The 18,600-nt window shown below is 64.6% G+C and carries 16 protein-coding genes; 4 read left to right on the plus strand and 12 right to left on the minus strand.

Annotated features, from left to right (window positions below; genetic code table 11):
* Positions 1–89: 89 nt before the first annotated feature.
* Complete coding sequence (gene lptE, locus AAFG16_RS00090; protein ID WP_342736356.1) at positions 90–641, minus strand: LPS assembly lipoprotein LptE; 552 nt, start codon at positions 639–641, stop codon at positions 90–92.
* Complete coding sequence (gene leuS / locus AAFG16_RS00095) at positions 628–3,252, minus strand: leucine--tRNA ligase (protein ID WP_342736358.1); 2,625 nt, start codon at positions 3,250–3,252, stop codon at positions 628–630. Before leuS ends, lptE begins: the two co-directional genes overlap by 14 nt.
* Positions 3,253–3,437: 185 nt before the next feature.
* Here leuS and AAFG16_RS00100 point away from each other — a divergent pair, with 185 nt between their 5' ends.
* A complete protein-coding gene (locus AAFG16_RS00100; RefSeq protein ID WP_342736360.1) occupies positions 3,438–4,484 on the plus strand; it encodes a GGDEF domain-containing protein in 1,047 nt (348 codons plus the stop codon).
* Between the two features lie 96 nt (positions 4,485–4,580).
* Here AAFG16_RS00100 and AAFG16_RS00105 read toward each other — a convergent pair whose 3' ends face one another.
* Positions 4,581–6,284, minus strand: coding sequence for a diguanylate cyclase (locus AAFG16_RS00105; RefSeq protein WP_342736362.1), 1,704 nt, complete (start codon positions 6,282–6,284; stop codon positions 4,581–4,583).
* 107 nt (positions 6,285–6,391) lie between these two features.
* Between AAFG16_RS00105 and AAFG16_RS00110 the strand changes: the two genes are divergently transcribed.
* Positions 6,392–7,081, plus strand: a complete 690-nt coding sequence (locus AAFG16_RS00110; protein WP_283087129.1) for a YggS family pyridoxal phosphate-dependent enzyme — start codon at positions 6,392–6,394, stop codon at positions 7,079–7,081.
* A gap of 171 nt (positions 7,082–7,252) precedes the next feature.
* Here the strand turns inward: AAFG16_RS00110 and AAFG16_RS00115 are convergent, their stop codons facing one another.
* Positions 7,253–8,038 carry a fumarylacetoacetate hydrolase family protein gene (locus AAFG16_RS00115; RefSeq protein WP_342736364.1) on the minus strand — a complete coding sequence of 262 codons (786 nt, stop codon included), beginning with the start codon at positions 8,036–8,038 and terminating at the stop codon, positions 7,253–7,255.
* Positions 8,039–8,044: 6 nt separating this feature from the next.
* Positions 8,045–8,599, minus strand: coding sequence for a L,D-transpeptidase family protein (locus AAFG16_RS00120; protein ID WP_342736366.1), 555 nt, complete (start codon positions 8,597–8,599; stop codon positions 8,045–8,047).
* Positions 8,600–8,816: 217 nt separating this feature from the next.
* Here AAFG16_RS00120 and AAFG16_RS00125 point away from each other — a divergent pair, with 217 nt between their 5' ends.
* Positions 8,817–9,503, plus strand: coding sequence for a response regulator (locus AAFG16_RS00125; protein WP_008142830.1), 687 nt, complete (start codon positions 8,817–8,819; stop codon positions 9,501–9,503).
* Positions 9,504–9,561: 58 nt separating this feature from the next.
* Positions 9,562–10,005 carry a cyclic nucleotide-binding domain-containing protein gene (locus AAFG16_RS00130; protein ID WP_092211606.1) on the plus strand — a complete coding sequence of 148 codons (444 nt, stop codon included), beginning with the start codon at positions 9,562–9,564 and terminating at the stop codon, positions 10,003–10,005.
* A 59-nt stretch (positions 10,006–10,064) separates the two neighbouring features.
* Here AAFG16_RS00130 and xth read toward each other — a convergent pair whose 3' ends face one another.
* From xth to AAFG16_RS00165, 7 genes are all read right to left on the minus strand, one after another.
* Entirely contained in the window at positions 10,065–10,880 is an 816-nt protein-coding gene (gene xth, locus AAFG16_RS00135; RefSeq protein WP_342736370.1) for an exodeoxyribonuclease III, read from the minus strand.
* 131 nt (positions 10,881–11,011) lie between these two features.
* Positions 11,012–11,767: an outer membrane lipoprotein carrier protein LolA gene (locus AAFG16_RS00140; protein WP_283083003.1), complete on the minus strand. Its 756-nt coding sequence runs from the start codon at positions 11,765–11,767 to the stop codon at positions 11,012–11,014.
* 150 nt (positions 11,768–11,917) lie between these two features.
* Entirely contained in the window at positions 11,918–14,407 is a 2,490-nt protein-coding gene (locus tag AAFG16_RS00145; protein ID WP_342736373.1) for a DNA translocase FtsK, read from the minus strand.
* Positions 14,408–14,416: 9 nt separating this feature from the next.
* The gene (locus tag AAFG16_RS00150; protein ID WP_342736375.1) at positions 14,417–15,631 is read right to left on the minus strand and encodes an aminotransferase class I/II-fold pyridoxal phosphate-dependent enzyme; all 1,215 of its coding nucleotides are present in this window, start codon (positions 15,629–15,631) and stop codon (positions 14,417–14,419) included.
* Positions 15,632–15,966: 335 nt separating this feature from the next.
* Positions 15,967–16,371 (minus strand): GFA family protein, encoded by a 405-nt coding sequence (locus AAFG16_RS00155; RefSeq protein ID WP_342736377.1) that lies wholly within the window; start codon positions 16,369–16,371, stop codon positions 15,967–15,969.
* 228 nt (positions 16,372–16,599) lie between these two features.
* Entirely contained in the window at positions 16,600–18,048 is a 1,449-nt protein-coding gene (locus tag AAFG16_RS00160; RefSeq protein ID WP_283083007.1) for an ammonium transporter, read from the minus strand.
* A 37-nt stretch (positions 18,049–18,085) separates the two neighbouring features.
* Positions 18,086–18,424 carry a P-II family nitrogen regulator gene (locus tag AAFG16_RS00165; protein ID WP_027525082.1) on the minus strand — a complete coding sequence of 113 codons (339 nt, stop codon included), beginning with the start codon at positions 18,422–18,424 and terminating at the stop codon, positions 18,086–18,088.
* Positions 18,425–18,600: the final 176 nt, after the last annotated feature.

Raw genomic sequence — 18,600 nt, forward strand, 5'->3', positions numbered from 1 at the left:
AGGCGCGCGACGCGCGAGCCCGGAATCCAGAGGTTGGGGATCGAGATTCCGGGTTCACGCTTCGCGTGCCCCGGAATGACGGAAGGGCTTTACGTGCCCGCGGTGAAGAACGCGGCAAGCCGGGTCGTGATGTTCTCGGCGATCTCGTTGGCGGCGCGATCCTCGGCATCGCGCACGGCGCGATTACGGGCGAAGCGCTGATAGGAGCCGGGCATGTCGTAGGACACGCGCGAGAACGTGGTGCCGGTCATCACCGACTTGCCGGTCGCGACCTCGATCAGATTGTACTGGGCATCGATGCCGTAGTTTTCGCTGGTCGGCAGGGCGGTATTGGGATCGACCAGCAGCGACGACTTGCTGGACGTGAAGCGGATGTCGAGGCGGTGGGTCGGCGGCATGCCCGTGGCGGTGCCGTAGAGCTTGAAGGCCAGGGCATTGCGGACCTCGACGCCGACACGGGCCTCGCGGGAGGCGTTGGGCTTGTTGATTGGCGGAAGCTCGACCCCCATCAGCTTTTCGCGCAGGCCGGGGGTGCCGTCGTTCCGCTCGGCATACATCGGCTGGAAGCAGCCGGCCGTCAGTGCCGCCAGAGCGGCGACCGCCAGCAAGCGGGCTGCGATACGGATCCTAGCCGACAACATTCACGATCCTCTTGGGGACGATGATCACTTTGCGGACGGGCTTGCCGTCCAGGGCCAGCTTTACCGCATCGAGGGCCAGAACGGCAGCCTCGATTTCCGGATTCTGGGCCGCTGTTGCAACTGTGACCTCACCCCGCTTCTTGCCGTTGACCTGGACCACCAGGGTCACGCTGTCTTCAACCAGCAAATCGCGTTCGATTTGCGGCCAATTGGCCTCCGAAACCAGCCCGGAATGCCCCAGAACCTGCCAGCACTCCTCGGCGAGGTGCGGCATCATCGGGGAGAACAGCTGGACCAGGATCTGGCTCGCCTCCCGGATCGCCCAAGCCAAATCGGGGGCCGGCTGGCCGGGACGCTGGAGCACCTCCGAGAAAGCATTGGCGAATTCGCGGATATGAGCGAGGCAGACATTGAAGTGCAGCCGCTCGATGCCGGTGGTGACCTTGTCCAGCGCACCATGGGCGGCCTTGCGCAAGGCGGTCGCATCCGCCCCGAAGCTGGCCGGGCGGTCCGCCGGCGCGGCCTTGCCGAGATCCACGGCGTCGTTCACCAGCCGCCACAGCCGCTGCACGAAGCGCGAGGCGCCCTGGACGCGCTCGTCGCTCCAGATCACGTCGCGGTCGGGCGGAGAGTCCGACAGCATGAACCAGCGGGCGACGTCGGCGCCGTAGGTCTCGATGATGTCGTCGGGATCGACCGTGTTCTTCTTCGACTTCGACATCTTCTCGATCGGACCGATCGTGACGTCTTCGCCTGAAGCCAGCAGCGTGGCGCGGCGGCCATTGCCGCCGACCTCGATCTTCACCTCGGCCGGCTGCACATAGGTGCCGTCGGCCGTCTGGTAGGTCTCGTGCACCACCATGCCTTGCGTGAACATGCCGGCGAACGGCTCGTCCAGCGCGATGTGTCCGGTCGCCTTCATCGCGCGGGTGAAGAAGCGGCTGTAGAGCAGATGCAGGATCGCGTGCTCGACGCCGCCGATATACTGGTCGACCGGCAGCATCCGGTTGGCGACCGCAGGCGTCGTCGGCGCGTTCTCGTTCCAGGGATCAGTGAAGCGCGCAAAGTACCAGGACGAATCCACGAAGGTGTCCATGGTGTCGGTTTCGCGCTCGGCCTTGCCACCACATTTGGGGCAGGTGACGTGCTTCCAGGTCGGGTGATGGTCGAGCGCGTTGCCCGGCTTGTCGAAGCTCACATCCTCCGGCAGCACCACCGGCAGGTCCGCATCCGGCACCGGCACCACATCGCATTTCGGGCAATGGATGACGGGAATCGGGCAGCCCCAATAGCGCTGGCGCGAAATGCCCCAGTCGCGCAGGCGGAAATTGACCTGGCGCTCGCCGACCGGCGCGTTGCCGCGCAACTCGCTCTCGAGACGCTTGGCGACCTCTTCCTTGGCCTGATCGATCGTCATGCCGTCGAGGAAGCGCGAATTGATCATGCGGCCGTCACCGTCATAGGCGGTGTCGGTGATGACGAACGTCTTGGGGTCCTGGCCTTCGGGGCAAACGACGGGCGTGTTGCCGAGATTGTATTTGTTGACGAAGTCGAGGTCGCGCTGGTCGTGCGCGGGGCAACCGAAGATCGCGCCGGTGCCGTATTCCATCAGCACAAAATTGGCCACGTAGACCGGCAGCTTCCAGGAGGGATCGAACGGATGCACCGCGCGGATGCCGGTGTCAAAACCCTGCTTCTCCGCGGTGTCGATGATCTCCTGCGCGGTGCCGATCTTCTTGATGTCGGAGATGAATTCCGCAAGCTTCGGGTTCTTCGCGGCAGCCGCCTGCGCCAGCGGATGATCCGCCGAGATCGCCATGAATTTCGCGCCGAACAGCGTGTCGGGGCGCGTCGTGAAGATCTTCAGCTCGCTCTCGCCGGCAGGTGTCGTCGCCTGATCTAGCGCGAAGCGGATCAAGAGGCCCTCGGAGCGGCCGATCCAGTTGCGCTGCATCAGCCGCACCTTGTCGGGCCAGCGGTCGAGTCCATCGAGCGCCGACAGCAGCTCCTGCGAGTACTTCGTGATCTTGAACACCCACTGGCTCATCTCGCGCTGCTCGACAATTGCGCCCGAGCGCCAGCCGCGGCCATCGATCACCTGCTCGTTGGCGAGCACGGTCATGTCGACCGGATCCCAGTTGAGCTTGCGCTTCTCACGCTCGGCGAGGCCCGCGGCGAGCATGTCCAAGAACATCTTCTGCTGATGCTTGTAGTAGCTGGGGTCGCAGGTCGCGAATTCGCGTGACCAGTCCAGCGACAGCCCGATGGAGCGGAGCTGCTTCTTCATCGCGGCGATGTTGTCGTAGGTCCAGGCTTTCGGCGCGACCTTGCGCTCGATGGCGGCATTCTCGGCCGGCAGGCCGAACGCATCCCAGCCCATCGGGTGCAGCACGTTGTAGCCCTTCGCGCGCATGAAGCGGGCCAGCACGTCGCCGAGCGTGTAGTTGCGGACATGGCCGATATGGATGCGTCCGGACGGGTAGGGGAACATCTCGAGGACGTAGTATTTCGGCCGCGAATCATCGTTCTTCGAGACGAAGATCGCCTGTTCGTCCCATTGGCGTTGCCAGCGCGGTTCGGCGTCGCGGGCGTTATAGCGTTCGGAGGTCATGGAATCGTTGGTTTTCTTGGATTCGGCCGTCTAAAGACGGCGGACTAGGCCATAGAAGTCCTCGGGGGGTCAATGGGTTGCCGCGATTGGGAACTTACCGCCTCCGCATAAGTACTGAGCCCCTTGTTGGGGGCTGATTAAGGGCTCGGTGCGAGGTTGCGGCCTGCTAAGACCCCGATGCCGCGATGGATTCCAGCTTCGACGATCCCGATTACGACTATGCCGCGTCCATCGCCGGACGGGCGATACAGGCCATGGCCGAACAGCGGATTCCGCCGACGCCGATCAATTTCGCGGTCTGGTTCCAATATTTCGCGGGCAGCCATGACGATCTGCGCAACGCCATCGATCTCCTGATCGACCACAATCGGCCCTTCGATAACAGGACCAGTCTGGATCTGTTCGAGACCTATGTCGCGCCTCAGGTGAATACCGTGGTTACCGCCACGTCGGAGCGGCTACATACCCTGATGGGTACGGCGAGGGAGTTTCTGACGACCGCAATCGCCGACAATCATTCCCAGATGCAGGCGATCAGCGAGGTGGCCGACCAGGGCAAGGCCGGCGTCGATCCGAAGGTGCTGGTCGCCCAGCTCATGAACGAGCTGGCGCGGGCCGCGACCAGGGCGACGCGGCTCGAGGCGGGTTTTGCCGAAAAGACCCGCGAGCTCGACGTGATCCGCGATTCGCTGTCGAGGTCGGAGGAGCGCGCCCGTACCGACACGCTGACGGGCCTGGCAAATCGCCGCGCGCTCGACGAATTCCTGCGCAAGGCGCAGGCGACGGCGGATTGGGGCGAGCCGCTCAGCGTGCTCCTGCTCGACATCGACCACTTCAAGACCTTCAACGACAATTTCGGCCACGGCGTCGGCGACCAGGTGTTGCGGCTTATGGCAAAGGTGTTGCGCGAAAAGGTCCGCACGCAGGATCTGCCGGCGCGCTATGGCGGCGAGGAGCTGATCGCGGTGCTGCCGGACGCCGACCTTGCCACTTGTGCCGAGATTGCCGAGCACATCAGGCGCGCGATCGCCGAATGCACGATCACGCGCCGCTCGACCGGCGAGACTCTGCCCGGCATCAACGTGTCGATCGGCGTTGCGCAGTACCGGGCCGGGGAAGCGATCAGCGATCTGATCGAGCGCTGCGACCGCGCGCTCTATCTCGCCAAGGGCGGCGGCCGCAATCGCGTGGTGACCGAGATCGAACTCGATCGCGCCGGCGCTGCGGGCTAGGCATGATCCGGAAAAGTGCGGAGCGGTTTTCCGGAAAGATCAGGCGTAAACAACAACCTGAAGCGCGATGACGATTCATCCAAATCTCATCGCGCTTTAGGCGCTGGCGACCATCATCATCTCGGCGGCACCATTCTCGATCGCCTGCACGCCGTGCTCGACGACGTTGTTGCGGCCGCGGTGCTTTGCGGCGTAGAGCGCGGCGTCGGCGGCTTCGATGAGATCGCCGGGACGCAAAGCCTCGTTCGGCTTGGTCGCGGCAACGCCGATCGAGACGGTGACGATCATGTGGCTGGAGGTGATGTGCGGCAGGCACAGCTTCAGCACGGCCGCGCGCACCTGCTCGCCGATCTCGACGGCGCGGTCCACGTCGGTGTTCGGCAACAGCAGGCAGAACTCCTCACCGCCATAGCGCGCGGCAAAGCCCATGGTGTCAGCGGCGATGCCGGACAGCGATTCGCCGAGCCTGGTCAGGCAGGAATCGCCTTCGAGATGGCCGTAGGTGTCATTGAAGAGCTTGAAGTGGTCGACGTCGATCATCAGCAGCGCGAGCTCGCTGCCATATTGCTGCGCGCGCATCCATTCGAAATCGAGCCGGCTCTGGAAGCCGCGGCGGTTGGCGAGGCCCGACAGCATGTCGATCGAGGCCATCACGGTCAGGCGGTCGTTGCTCGCGATCAGCTCGCGCTCGCGCTGGCTGAGCTGCGCCGCCATCGCGTTGAAGGCGCGGGCCAGCGGCACGAACTCGGCCGGCAGCCGGTTGCGCGCGGCGCGCGCCGAGAGGTCGCCTTCGCCGAGGCGCTTGGCCATGTCGGCCAGCATCTCGATCGGCTTGATCACCAGCTTCTCGGCCGCGATCAGCGCGCCGAGCAGGACGAACAGCACGACGAAGGCGAGCTGGAGATAGGCGGTGCGGATGTTGCGGCTGACCGCTGCCGACACCTTGTCCTCGTCAATGCTGGCGATCAGGCGGGCATTGGTGCCGGCGATGCGAATGTAGCTGACCGCGCGGCGCGACCCGTCGGCCGCGAGAAAGGACAGCGAGCCTTCGTCCTGGTCCGACCGCAATGCCTTGTCGGCGATCGCCGACATCAGCGGCATGTTGTCGAGGGGGCGGCCGACCGCGCCATGCTGGTCGGCGGGCGCGGCCAGCACGGTGCCGGCGCTGTCGACCAGCACCGCGGTGATGCCGTCGCGGCCGCCGAGATTGCTCATGACCTTCGACATCCAGTCGAGGTTGACGGTGGCGAGCACGACGGCATCCGCGACGCCGCTGAAGGCGGACACCGGATAGACCGCCATCACGGTCGGCGACGGCACGGGCCGTGACATGATGAAGTCGCTCAGCACGAAGCGGCCGGTTTCCTGCGCCTGCTGGAAGTAGGGTCGGTCGCTGAGGTCGAGGCCGACATACATGTTGTTGGTGGCGCACTGGATGCGCCCGTCCTGGCCGGCGATCAAAAGCGTGCGGATCCACGGCAGGTTCGACGGCAGGCTCGCGCGCAGCACGTCGCAGCTTTTGCTGATGCCGCCGGCGGAGGCGCGGATGAAGGCTTCCGATTTCAGGATGGTCTCGACCGAGGAGATCACCTCGCGCTGTGCATCGGCGCTGTGCCTTGCAATGGTGGTGAATTCGGCCGCAGCCTGCGCGATCTGCTTGGCGCGCGTGTCTTCGAGCGAGCGGATGCGCTCGAACATCAAGGGCGTCACCAGAATCACCGCGAGCAAGGCGAGCCGCGCCCGGATCCCGAGAAGCTGCTTGAGTTTCGCTCGTTTGCGGTTGAAACTGACGTTTGCCATCTTCGCTGCCCACCCCGCGGGCAAGGTAAAGCGAAGGGTTCAAAAACTCTTTCTTGAACTCGGTAAAATTGGACTTACCTCCCGTACGTTCACGGTCAATCGACGTCATGACAGCACACAACGACGCGCCGGTAACCGGCCATTCACCAAGCGCGCTCGCCGCGGTCGAAGCCGAGATTGCACGCGCCTGCAGGGATGCGCAGCGCGATCGCGCCTCGGTGACGCTGATCGCGGTGTCGAAGACGTTCGCCGCGGATGCAATTACACCGGTCATCGACGCCGGACAGCGCGTATTTGGCGAGAATCGCGTGCAGGAGGCCAAAGGCAAGTGGCCTGCGTTAACGTCTGTTTACCCCGATATCGCGCTGCACCTGATCGGACCGCTGCAATCCAACAAGGCGAAAGAGGCCGTTGCGCTGTTCGATGCCATCCATTCGGTTGACCGCCCGAGCATTTGCCAAGCGTTAGCCAAGGAAATCGAATCCCAGAAAAAGCACCCTCAGTTGTTCGTCCAGATCAACACCGGCGAGGAGCCGCAGAAGGCCGGCGTCGCCCCCGGCGAGGCCGACGCCTTCCTGGCGAGCTGCCGCGACACCTATGGGCTGACGATCTCCGGGCTGATGTGCATCCCGCCGGTCGACGAGCCGCCGGCGGCGCATTTCGCGCTCACCGCCAAGATCGCCGCGCGCAATGGATTGAAGAATCTGTCGATGGGCATGAGCGCCGATTTCGCGACAGCCATCATGCTGGGCGCTACCCATGTGCGGGTGGGGAGCGCGATCTTCGGGCACCGGTGATAGCCGCTGGCGAGGCCTCGCGCAGCAACGGCTCTCGAATTCGTCATTGCGAGCGCAGCGAAGCAATCCAGAATCTTTCCGCGGAGGATTCTGGATTGCTTCGTCGCAAGTGCTCCTCGCAATGACGAGTGGAGAGAGTTGGGCTCGCAATGACGGGAAAGCGTGGAACGCTTACGCAAACCCTACCGACACCTTCCCCAGCACGCCAAAATCCGCGGCAAAATGATCGCCGGCCTGGATCGGCAGCGGCGGATGGCAGGTGCCTGTCGTCACCACCTCCCCTGCCCGCAATGTAAGGCCGAGCCCGCGCAGCTCGTTAGCGAGCCAGGTGAGCGCGACGCGGGGATCGCCGAGCACGTTCTTGCCGTGGCCGGTGTAGTGCCGGCCGCGCAGCGTGATCTGTGGCCGCTCCTCGACGAGATCCATCGCGCGCCAGTTCGCTGACGTCGCCGCGCCCAGCACGAACAGATGCGCGCAGGCATTGTCGGCGATCAGCTGCGCCTCGCCGGCGCTGGCAAAATCGGCAAAGCGCGAATCGGGAATCTCGATCGCGGGATGCAGGGTCTCGACGGCGGCGAGCACCTCGTCGGCGCTGTAGGGCGCGGCGCGCGGCGGCAGCTCGCGTCCCATGCGGAAGGCGAATTCCGGCTCGCCGACGCGCATCTCGTTACCCTTCATCGACGCAGTGCCACCGTCGGCGATCACCGTGTCGCTCATGATGCGGCCGGCCTGCGGTCCCGCGACGTTGATGTGCTTCTGCCCGGCCTCGCTGGTTGCTGCGATCTTCCAGCCGAACAGCTTTCCGAGCGACTGCGTTTCCAGCGCAGCCTGGATGGCATAGCCGTCAGCGCGGCTCTGTGGCCGCAGGCGCGCCTCCAGCGCGTCGAGCTTGGTGCCGTCGCGCCAATGTCTGACCAGGACCTGTGAAGCGGCGGCGATTTGATCCCTGTCCAGCATGCGTCCTCACCCGATGATGATTTTTGTTTTTGGTCCGAGCCGTCGCAGCAATTGCAGCATCGCCGCCTTGGTCATGGAGACGCAGCCTGCGGTCGGCCCGAAATTGTCGCGCACGAGATGCAGGAAGACGGCGCTGCCGCGGCCGGCGATGCGCGGCCTCGTATTGTGGTCGATCTCGATGATGAAGTCGTAGAGATGGTCGTCCCGCTTGAGCCGGTCGCCACCCTCGCCCTGCCCGCGCCGGATCCACAGGTTGTAATGGCGGTCGCCGGGATCTTCGCACCAGGCGTCCGCGCCGGTGATGGTCCGGGCCGGCAGGAAGGTCTTGGGGCGGCTGTGCCGGTCGGCTCGCCACCACAATTGCCTGGGACGGAAACTGCCCCTGGGGGTGCCGCCGTCGCCCTCGCGCTTGTTGGCGAGGATGCCGCCCCGCCCCAGCGCCACCGGAATGGTCAGCGCGCCGGCGGTCAGCCAGCCCCGCCGCGGATTTCCGGCGGCGGGCCTGACGTGGATCGCAGCCAGCGGTCCGGAGCGCCGATTTCCGGTGTAACTAGCTGACATAGCTTTGTTTTTCCTGTGACCGTGCAATGTCGAATTCATTACAGGACATTCATCAAATCGCCCTGCTATTCTGCGTTAGAGTGGTTCTGGCTTGAGAATCGGTAACAGCCCACTACTTCAACACGAACAACAATAATAACGGCGACCCCTAACTTTCCCTCGCGGCTGGGTGCAGCATGCATGCGCGTCGAGCCGGACTCCAAAAGGATGACCCCCTATGGCCAATGCCCGCAAGATCCTGATCGTGGATGACGATACCGATCTGCGCGATACGTTGGTGGAGCAATTATCGCTGCACGAAGAATTCGAAGCCTCCGCCGTCGATACCGGCGCCAAGGGTGCGAGCGCCGCAAAGGCCAATTCCCCCGATCTGGTCCTGATGGATGTCGGCCTGCCCGACACCGACGGGCGCGAGGTGGTCCGCTCCTTGCGCAAGGGCGGCTTCAAGGCCCCGATCATCATGCTGACCGGGCATGACACAGATTCCGACACGATTTTGGGGCTGGAATCCGGCGCCAACGACTATGTCGCAAAGCCCTTCCGTTTCGCCGTGCTGCTGGCCCGCATCCGCGCCCAGCTTCGCCAGCACGAGGCCAGCGAGGACGCGGTGTTCTCGGTCGGCCCCTACTCCTTCCGCCCCGGCTCAAAAATGCTCACTGCGGCCAATGCCCGCAAGGTGCGGCTGACGGAAAAGGAAACCGCCATCCTCCGCTTCCTCTACCGGGCCGGCCAGATGCCGGTCTCGCGCGAGACCCTGCTCCAGGAGGTCTGGGGCTACAATTCCGGCGTCACCACGCACACGCTGGAAACCCACATCTACCGCCTGCGTCAGAAGATCGAGAAGGACGCCGCCAACCCGGAGATCCTGGTCACGGAAGCCGGTGGCTACAAACTGGTGCCGTGATACGCTTCGGGGGCGCGCGAATCGTTTTAGATATCGTGCCCTTGAGCCTCGGACCTGAATGTCAATCGACGACGACGTAGCGCTTCTCGAGCGTGTCCCGACCCTGCGCCTGTTGGGAGACGCCTCGTTGCGCATGCTGGCGATCGGCTCCGAGCAGCGCAACTTCGTCCGCGGCGACGTCTTGTTCAATCTCGGCGACGAGGCCGATGCCGGCTTCGTGGTCCAGCGCGGCGCCTTCCGGGTCGATGACGGCGCCGGTGCCGAGATGATCGCAGGCCCCGGCGCGCTGATCGGCGAGCTTGCGCTGGTGGTGCCGATGAAGCGGCCGTCGAGCGCGATCGCGCTGGAGCACGCCTCCGTCATCCGCGTCGCGCGCAGCCTGTTCCAGCGTGTGCTCGAAAGCGATCCGGCTGCGGCCGTCCGCCTGCGCGACGAGTTCGCGGTGCGCTCGAGCCAGATCGCCAGCGACATCCTGATGGCGGGCGCGAAGCTGACATCGTAGCTCTCTCCGTCCGTTATTCCGGGGCGCGCGTAGCGCGAGCCCGGAATGACCGCAGGGGCTTAAACCTCCAGCGTCACCGTCACCGGGACATGGTCCGACGGACGCTCCCAGCTCCGCGCGTCGCGCAGGATCTTGAAATCACTGACCGCATCCTTCAGCGCGCGCGACACCCAGATGTGGTCGAGCCGGCGGCCGCGGTCGCCGACGGTCCAGTCGGCGGAGCGGTAGCTCCACCACGTATAGACCTTTTCCGACATCGAAATGCGGTCGCGCGCGACGTCGATCCATTCGCCGGCTGCGAGTGCCGCCTTGAGCTTCTCGGTTTCGACAGGCGTGTGCGAGACCACTTTGAGAAGCTGCTTGTGCGACCACACGTCGTTCTCGTGCGGGGCGACGTTGAGATCGCCGACCAGGATGTGCCTGTCATCACCGCGCGGATGCAGCGGCTCGCAGGCCGTCATCTCGTCGAGGAAGCGCAGCTTGTGATCGAACTTCTCGTTCAGCGCCGGATCGGGAATGTCGCCGCCGGCGGGCACGTAGAAATTATGCAGCACCAGCGGCTTTGCGATGTTGGCCTTCTCGCCGAACGACACCGAAATATGACGCGAATCCAACTTGTCACAGAAGGTGCGGATGTCTTTCGACTCGAATGGAAGCTTCGAGACGATGGCGACGCCGTGATAGCCCTTCTGCCCGTTCAGCGCGACGTGTTCATAGCCGAGCCGCTTGAAGCGCTTCAGCGGAAAGGCATCGTCGATGCACTTGGTTTCCTGCAGGCACAGCACGTCCGGCCGCGCGCTCTTGAGGAATTTCGCGACCAGATCGATGCGCAGCCGCACCGAATTGATGTTCCAGGTTGTCAGGGAAAGACGCATGGGAACGATCTAACAAACTCCATCCGTCATGGCCGGGCTTGACCCGGCCATCCACGCCTTTTTGTGGGCCCAAAAACGTGGATGCCCGGGACAAGCCCGGGCATGACGATCATCGGCGCAGCCATCAGGTCTCAGCCCGGCGCGGGGCCGTAATTGGTGAAATCGATCTTGAACATGCCGGGGTCGAGCTTCTTGCTCGAATCCAGATTGTAGACCGCGATGGTGGTGTCATAGCCCTGCGGGTCAGTAACGGTCCATTGCTTGAGCTGGCCGTCCTTGGCGCCGAACATCAGCAGCAAGCGGCTGGTGCCGACCAGCGCCTGCTTCTCCTCGATGGTCACACTGACGAAGAGGTCGTCGGCCGTGACGTTGACGACATTGGTGTCCTTCATCAGGTCGATGCGGTCGGACAACAGGAAGCGCAGCGGCGTCTGCGACAGCGGATAGACGTCCTGCGTCGCCAGCTTGCGGTCGCGCACCACCAGCGAGGATCCGTCGGCGACGATGTCGATCGGGCTCGGCGCGTCATATTCGAAGCGCACCTTGCCGGGCTTCTGGATGTAGAAGTCGCCTTGCGTCTTGCTGCCGTCGGGGCCAACCTGCACGAAATTCCCGACCAGCGTCTGAAGCGAGGACAGATAGGCGCTGACCTTGGCCGCCTGCGCCTTCTGCCTGTCGTCGAAGGTCTGGAAGATGCTGCTCGGCACGTTGCGGCGCGGATCCGGGATGACCGGATTCGGCGGCGTCTGGGTCGCGCCGGTGACCGCGGGCCCGCCGGCGGATGCTCCGCCATCGCGGCCCTTCGGCGCAGGCTTCGGCACGGGGACGTTCTGCGCGAGCGACGCAGTGGTCACCATCGCGGCGGTGATGAGAAGCGCGCCGGCCATGCGCACGCTTCGCGTGGCGATGCTGGCAGCGAATCGAGTGTCCGGATGTCTGATCAACGCTTCGTCCTGTGTGGCTGGGCGTCTTTTAGCGTGATTTCGGGCAAAAGCAGATATCGATTCTACGTGAAATTTCGTTCAGAGGCGGCTGCCTCACATGTGGCTGTCTTCTTCCTCGACCAGAATCTCGCGCTTTCCGGCGTGGTTGGCGGGTCCGACGATGCCTTCCAGTTCCATGCGCTCCATCAGCGACGCGGCGCGGTTATAGCCGATCTGCAGGCGGCGCTGAATGTAGCTGGTCGAGGCCTTGCGGTCGCGTTTGACGATCGCAACGGCCTGCGCAAACAGGTCGCCGCCGCCGTCTGCGCCCATGCCGGTGGCGTCGAACACCGCGCCATCCTCGTCCTCGGTCGGCTCTTCCGCGGTAACCGCTTCGAGGTATTCCGGCTGGCCCTGCGTCTTGAGGTGACGCACCACCTTCTCGACTTCCTCGTCGGAGGCGAACGGTCCATGCACGCGGCTGATGCGGCCGCCGCCCGCCATGTAGAGCATGTCGCCCTGGCCGAGCAGCTGCTCGGCGCCCATCTCGCCGAGGATGGTGCGGCTGTCGATCTTCGACGTCACCTGGAAGGCGATGCGGGTCGGGAAGTTGGCCTTGATGGTGCCGGTGATGACGTCGACCGACGGGCGCTGCGTCGCCAGGATCACGTGCAGGCCGGCGGCGCGCGCCATCTGCGCGAGGCGCTGCACCGCGCCTTCGATGTCCTTGCCCGCGACCATCATCAGGTCGGCCATTTCGTCGACGATGATGACGATGTAGGGCAGCGGATCGAGCGAGAGCTTCTCTTCCTCGTAGATCGCCTTGCCGGTCTCCTTGTCGAAGCCGGTATGCACCGTGCGCGTCGGCTCCTCGCCCTTGGCTTTCAGCTCGAGCAGGCGCGTGTTGTAGCCGTCGATGTTGCGCACGCCGAGCTTGGCCATGTTCTTGTAGCGCTCTTCCATCTCGCGCACGGCCCATTTCAGCGCGACCACCGCCTTCTTCGGATCGGTGACGACAGGCGTGAGCAGATGGGGAATGCCGTCATAGACGGACAGTTCGAGCATCTTCGGATCGACCATGATCAGGCGGCACTGATCGGGGCGCAGCCGGTAGACCAGGCTGAGGATCATGGTGTTGATGGCGACCGACTTGCCGGAGCCGGTGGTACCGGCGATCAGCATGTGCGGCGTGCGCGCGAGGTCGATGATGACGGGATCACCGCCGATGGTCTTGCCGAGGCAGAGCGGCAGCTTTGCCACTGTCTCGGTCGCTTCCTTCGCGACCAGCAGTTCGCGCAGGTAAACCTTTTCGCGATGCGCGTTCGGCAGCTCGATGCCGATCGCATTGCGGCCGGGCACGACGGCGACGCGCGCCGACAGCGCGCTCATCGAGCGGGCGATGTCGTCGGCGAGACCGATCACGCGGGAGGACTTGATGCCGGGCGCCGGCTCCAGCTCGTACAGCGTGACGACCGGACCCGGATTGGCCTTCACGATCTCGCCGCGCACGCCGAAATCCTGCAGCACGCCTTCGAGCGAGCGCGAATTGGTTTCCAGCTCGGCCTTGCTGAGCGGCTGGCGATCGCCGGCCTTCGGTGCGGCCAGCATGGAGACGGAGGGAAGATCGAACTTGTCGGAGCTCTTCTTGGCCGCCGCCTTCGGCGCGGCCTTCTTGCGCGGGGCGCGCGCAGCCGGCTCCTCCTCTTCTTCCTCTTCCTCCTCGCCTTCCTCTTCGTCCTCCTCGTGCTCGTCCTCGTCGTCCTCGTCCTCGGACTGCGGCGAGATCGAGGGCGCAGCGCGGCCGCCGCCGAGATTCGGCTCTTGGCGGCTGAACGCGACGGCCTTGGTCTTCGGTCCGCTCGAGACCAGCGCGCGGTAAGCGGCACCACACAGCCAGATCAGCCGCGCCTTGGTGCTCATTAGCGCATGGAACACCCAGCCCAGCGAGACCGAGCCGCGATCGCTCTCCTCGTCCTCGTCGAGCGGCTTGTCGTCATCCTCGATCTCGGCGAGCTCGTCGTCGTGCTCGCGTGCGCCGAGGCCGCAGGCGATCAGGAAGGTCGCGGTCATGGCTGCGAACAGGATCGTACCAAGGATCATGCGGTAGATCGTGCCGGCGGGTCCGAAAATCACCGCGGGCGCGCGCACCAGCGCGTCGCCGACCACGCCGCCGAGGCCGGTCGGCAGCGGCCAGGCGCCGCCATGCGGCCAGCAGCTGACGAAGCCCGCCGCGATCACGGTGCAAAGGATCCAGGAGCCGAGCCGCAGCGCCTCGCGGTCGAACGGGCGATGCGTCATCATGCGCCAGCCCCAGACCGCGACGGTCAGGATCAGCATGATGGCGCCGAGCCCGAGGATCTGCATCGCAAGGTCGGCGCCGATCGCGCCGACATAGCCGAGGATGTTGCGGATCGGCCGCGAGGTCGCGTGGCTGAGGCTGGGATCCTGCACCGACCAGGTCATCAGCGCGGCCGAGGCCACGCCCGCGAGCGCGACCATGCCGAGGCCGGTGAGCTCGCGCATGCGCCGTGCCAGACCCTCGCGGATCGAGGGCGGCAGATGGCCGACCAGTGGAATGACACGTTCGATTGCCGACATGCTCATGGGCCCCGCCTAACCCAGAGTCTCGACCAGCCGGTGCAGCGCCTGCGCCGTGGTCTCGCTATCCTGCACCAGCGCCAGGCGAATGTAGCCGGCACCGGGATTGAAGCCGTCAGGTTGAAGCCGTGCCAGATAGGAGCCGGGCACCACGCGCACGCCGGCTTCCCTAAACAGTTTCAGCGTCACCGAGACGTCGTCACCGATCTCGGACGTGTTGAGCCAGACGCAGAAGCCGGCGTCGGGCCGGCGATAGCCGTAGCGATTGCCGATGATCTGGTCGGCGAGATCGAACTTGATCCGGTAGAGCCTGCGGTTCTCCTCGACATGCGCCTCGTCGCCATAGGCAACGGTCGCGACATGCTGCAGCGGCACCGGCACCTGGGGCGCCGCGATGTTGCGCAGCTCCAGGAACATGCCGATGAACTTCTTGTCGCCGGCGGCGAAGCCGACGCGCAGGCCGGGCAAATTGGAGCGCTTCGACAGCGACTGGAACGCAGCCACGCGGGTGAAGTCGGCACCCGCGCATTCGAGCGCGCTGCCCGGCGCCTCGCGGGTGTAGATCTCCGAATAGCACTCGTCGCTGAGGATCATGAAGTTGTAGCGGTCGGCGAGTTGCTTCAGCCGCCTGAAATAATCGGGCTTGGCGACCGAACCCTGCGGATTGGCAGGCGACGCCAGATAGAACGCCACGGTGCGCGCCAGCGTCGCTTCGTCGATGGCGTCGAGATCGGGCAGGAAGCCGTTCTCGACGGTGGTCGGCAGATAGACCGGCTCGCAGGCTGCGGCGCCCGCGCCGGCGCCATAGACCGGATAGAACGGGTTCGGCATCAGGATCGCCGGCTTGCCGGGCTTCGGGTCGACATAGCGCGCCGCTGCGATCGCAGCGAGGAACAGCCCTTCCCGGCTGCCATTGAGGACGAGAATTTCGGTCTTGGGGTCGAGCGCGCGCGGCAGCTTGAAGCGCGACGACAGCCAGGCGCTCGCAGCGTTGCGGAACGGCTCGGTGCCCTGGTTCATCGGGTAACGGCCGAAATCGGCGATGTGCTTGGCCAGGACTGGGCCGACGAAGTCAGGCACCGGATGCTGCGGCTCGCCGACCGCGAGCGAAATCAAGGGCTTGCCGGGTTGATGCGGCGCCAGAAGCTCGTTGAGCCGGACGAAGGGCGAGCGTGCGGAATCGGAGCTACCACCGCCCTGCGGCGCACGGGATGAAGCGGTCAGAGCCATTCGTTGGGCGCCAGTACTCTTGGAACAGCCGGTCGCACGAAAGCGCCGACGGGAAGCGGTTCAGTTCACCATAGATAGGGCGAGGTTAAGACGCGATTAACCATCGGCCGCCGCCTCCGTCCAGAGCGGGAATAATGAGACCGGATAACAACGGGATGCATGGCCGGCTCCCAGGCGGTTTTCGGAGCTTGATCATGCTCTTGCCAGGGACGTGAATGTTTCAGCGACGTCATGGCCGGGCCTGTCCCGGCCATCCACGGCCTTTCCGGTGGCGTCCAAGAACGTGGATGCCCGGGACAAGCCCGGGCATGACGAGCTTTGCGATGTCGGAGCATTTAATGCCCCGGCAGCTTCTCGAATGTCTTCATGCCTGCGGGGATCGCGTGGAACTCCTGCTTGTCGCAGGTGTAGATCGCCATCTGCGGCTGGAACTGGGCGGGCTCGTCCAGGGTGCCGACCTTCAGGACCGCGGCGGGCAGGCCCGGCACCCTGGTCACCAGATGCGTGCCGCATTCGGCGCAGAATTCGCGCGTCACGGCATGCTCGAGGTCCTTGCGCGTGAACTGCTTGGGCTCTCCGGTGATGTAGTGGAAGCCGGCCGCCGGCATCGCGATGAAGGTGTTGGGCGCCCCGCCCGAGATGTACTGGCACTCGCGGCAATGACATTGGGCCTGCATCATCGGATCGCCCTCGGCCACGTAGCGCACTTCGCCGCAATAGCATCCGCCTTCCAAACGCATGACGACCTCCCGGCTTGTTGTTTGTTGTGGTCGATATTTCTGCGCCGGCAATCTGGAATGGCAATCCTTTTCTTTTGCGCGCCTGCCAAAAAGAATGCGCGGACAGGCAAAAAAGAAAGGGGCTCCAACTTGCGCTGGAGCCCCTCAACGGTCGGGGCATTGCCGGGTATGTGCCCAAACCGTAGTTGTGGACGCGGTCCCCGAGGAGACCGCGCCCGGGAGGAGAGGTTACATGTTGTAGGCGCGCTCGGTGTGCTCGGTGATGTCGAGGCCTTCACGCTCGCTCTCGACATTGGCGCGGAGGCCAACGATCACGTCGACGACCTTGTAGAGGATCGCCGAACCGACGCCCGACCACACCAGCGTGGTGCAGACGCCCCAGGCCTGCGAGAGCATCTGCGCCGCGAAGTCGTAATCGGCAACCTTCGGCGGGATCGCGGTGTAGTCGATGATGCCGGCGCCGCCGAGAGCGGGGTTGACGAGGATGCCGGTGCCGAGGGCGCCGACGATGCCGCCGATGCAGTGCACGCCGAACACATCGAGGCTGTCATCGTAGCCGATCGCGTTCTTCACGACGGTGCAGAAGAACAGGCAGACCACGCCGACCACGAGACCGAGGACGATCGCGCCCATGACACCGGAGTAGCCGGCGGCAGGCGTGACGGCCACGAGGCCCGCGACAGCGCCGGAGATGACGCCGAGCACCGACGGGTGCCCCTTCACGATCCACTCCGCGAACATCCACGACAGCGCGGCGGCCGCGGTGGCGACGAAGGAGTTGGTCATGGCGAGGGCTGCGCCGCCGTTGGCTTCGAGGTTGGAGCCGGCGTTGAAGCCGAACCAGCCGACCCAGAGCAGCGAGGCGCCGATCATCGACATGGTCAGCGAGTGCGGAGCCATCAGCTCCTTGCCGTAGCCGACGCGCTTGCCGATCAGGAGAGCGCCGACGAGACCCGCGATGCCCGCGTTGATGTGCACCACGGTGCCGCCCGCGAAGTCGATGGCGCCCTTCTTGAAGATCCAGCCCGCATCGGCGTTGATCTCGTCGAGCTTGGCCTGCGCCGCGGTCTTCGCCGCCGCGTCACCCGCAGCAGCAAGAGCCTTGGCCGCATCCTGGATCGCGTCCGGGCCGGGCCAGTACCAGACCATGTGCGCGATCGGGAAGTAGATCAGCGTGACCCAGAGCGGGATGAAGAGCGCGATCGCCGAGAACTTCATGCGCTCGGCGAAGGCGCCGACGATGAGGGCGGGCGTGATCGCCGCGAAGGTCATCTGGAAGCACATGTAGATGAGCTCCGAGATGTTGGCGTCGACCGAGAAGGTCGCGGCCTTCGAGTCGGTGGTGACACCCATCATGAAGGCCTTGGAGAAGCCGCCGATGAAGTCGGACCCGCCGGTGAAGGCGAGGCTGTAGCCGTACACGGCCCAGATCACGGTGACGACGCAGACGGTGTAGAACACCTGCATCAGCACCGAGAGCATGTTCTTGGAACGGACGAGACCGCCGTAGAACAGCGCGAGGCCGGGGATCGTCATCAACAGCACCAACACTGTCGATGTCAGCATCCAGGCGTTGTCTCCCTTGTTGACCGTTGGCTCGGCGTAGGCTGCGGTCGCAGCGAACAGGCCGACTGCGAGAGCCGCCAATCCCGCGCCATAGGGACGCTTAAACGTCATTTTATTCACTCCTGATTCGATAAGGTTGAGCGCGAAATCAAAGGGCCGCGGCGTCGGCCTCGCCGGTGCGGATGCGAACCGCATGGTCGAGACTGATGACGAAGATCTTGCCGTCGCCGATCTGTCCGGTTTTCGCCGCGGACGTGATGGCGTCGATGGTCTTGTCGACCTGGTCGGACGCGACAGCGACCTCGATCTTGATCTTGGGCAGGAAGCTCACGGCATATTCGGCGCCGCGATAGATTTCCGTATGGCCCTTCTGACGGCCATATCCCTTGACTTCCGTCACCGTGAGTCCGTGAACGCCAATGGCGGTCAGGGCGTCACGGACTTCTTCCAGCTTGAATGGCTTGATAATCGCCATAACAATTTTCATGGGTCCTATCCCCGCTTGAGCCCGGTCCGGACGTGGCCGGGCGTTTCTCGACTGGTTCGCCACGAGGGAGAAGTTTCACTACGCGGGCACAGCCGGGACCCTTAGAATCAAATGCCGTGCCAGATCGGGCGCATTGCCTAACGGACTATGAAAGCGGGTGTTTTCGCGCTCGACGC

It is taken from the genome of Bradyrhizobium sp. B117 (assembly GCF_038969555.1).
Lineage (GTDB): Bacteria > Pseudomonadota > Alphaproteobacteria > Rhizobiales > Xanthobacteraceae > Bradyrhizobium.

Excerpts from the sequence above, each read along its gene's own strand:
- lptE (WP_342736356.1), bottom strand. The coding sequence starts at position 641 with ATGTTGTCGGCTAGGATCCGTATCGCAGCCCGCTTGCTGGCGGTCGCC.
- leuS (WP_342736358.1), bottom strand. The coding sequence starts at position 3,252 with ATGACCTCCGAACGCTATAACGCCCGCGACGCCGAACCGCGCTGGCAA.
- AAFG16_RS00100 (WP_342736360.1), top strand. The coding sequence starts at position 3,438 with ATGGATTCCAGCTTCGACGATCCCGATTACGACTATGCCGCGTCCATC.
- AAFG16_RS00105 (WP_342736362.1), bottom strand. The coding sequence starts at position 6,284 with ATGGCAAACGTCAGTTTCAACCGCAAACGAGCGAAACTCAAGCAGCTT.
- AAFG16_RS00110 (WP_283087129.1), top strand. The coding sequence starts at position 6,392 with ATGACAGCACACAACGACGCGCCGGTAACCGGCCATTCACCAAGCGCG.
- AAFG16_RS00115 (WP_342736364.1), bottom strand. The coding sequence starts at position 8,038 with ATGCTGGACAGGGATCAAATCGCCGCCGCTTCACAGGTCCTGGTCAGA.
- AAFG16_RS00120 (WP_342736366.1), bottom strand. The coding sequence starts at position 8,599 with ATGTCAGCTAGTTACACCGGAAATCGGCGCTCCGGACCGCTGGCTGCG.
- AAFG16_RS00125 (WP_008142830.1), top strand. The coding sequence starts at position 8,817 with ATGGCCAATGCCCGCAAGATCCTGATCGTGGATGACGATACCGATCTG.
- AAFG16_RS00130 (WP_092211606.1), top strand. The coding sequence starts at position 9,562 with ATGTCAATCGACGACGACGTAGCGCTTCTCGAGCGTGTCCCGACCCTG.
- xth (WP_342736370.1), bottom strand. The coding sequence starts at position 10,880 with ATGCGTCTTTCCCTGACAACCTGGAACATCAATTCGGTGCGGCTGCGC.
- AAFG16_RS00140 (WP_283083003.1), bottom strand. The coding sequence starts at position 11,767 with ATGGCCGGCGCGCTTCTCATCACCGCCGCGATGGTGACCACTGCGTCG.
- AAFG16_RS00145 (WP_342736373.1), bottom strand. The coding sequence starts at position 14,407 with ATGAGCATGTCGGCAATCGAACGTGTCATTCCACTGGTCGGCCATCTG.
- AAFG16_RS00150 (WP_342736375.1), bottom strand. The coding sequence starts at position 15,631 with ATGGCTCTGACCGCTTCATCCCGTGCGCCGCAGGGCGGTGGTAGCTCC.
- AAFG16_RS00155 (WP_342736377.1), bottom strand. The coding sequence starts at position 16,371 with ATGCGTTTGGAAGGCGGATGCTATTGCGGCGAAGTGCGCTACGTGGCC.
- AAFG16_RS00160 (WP_283083007.1), bottom strand. The coding sequence starts at position 18,048 with ATGACGTTTAAGCGTCCCTATGGCGCGGGATTGGCGGCTCTCGCAGTC.
- AAFG16_RS00165 (WP_027525082.1), bottom strand. The coding sequence starts at position 18,424 with ATGAAAATTGTTATGGCGATTATCAAGCCATTCAAGCTGGAAGAAGTC.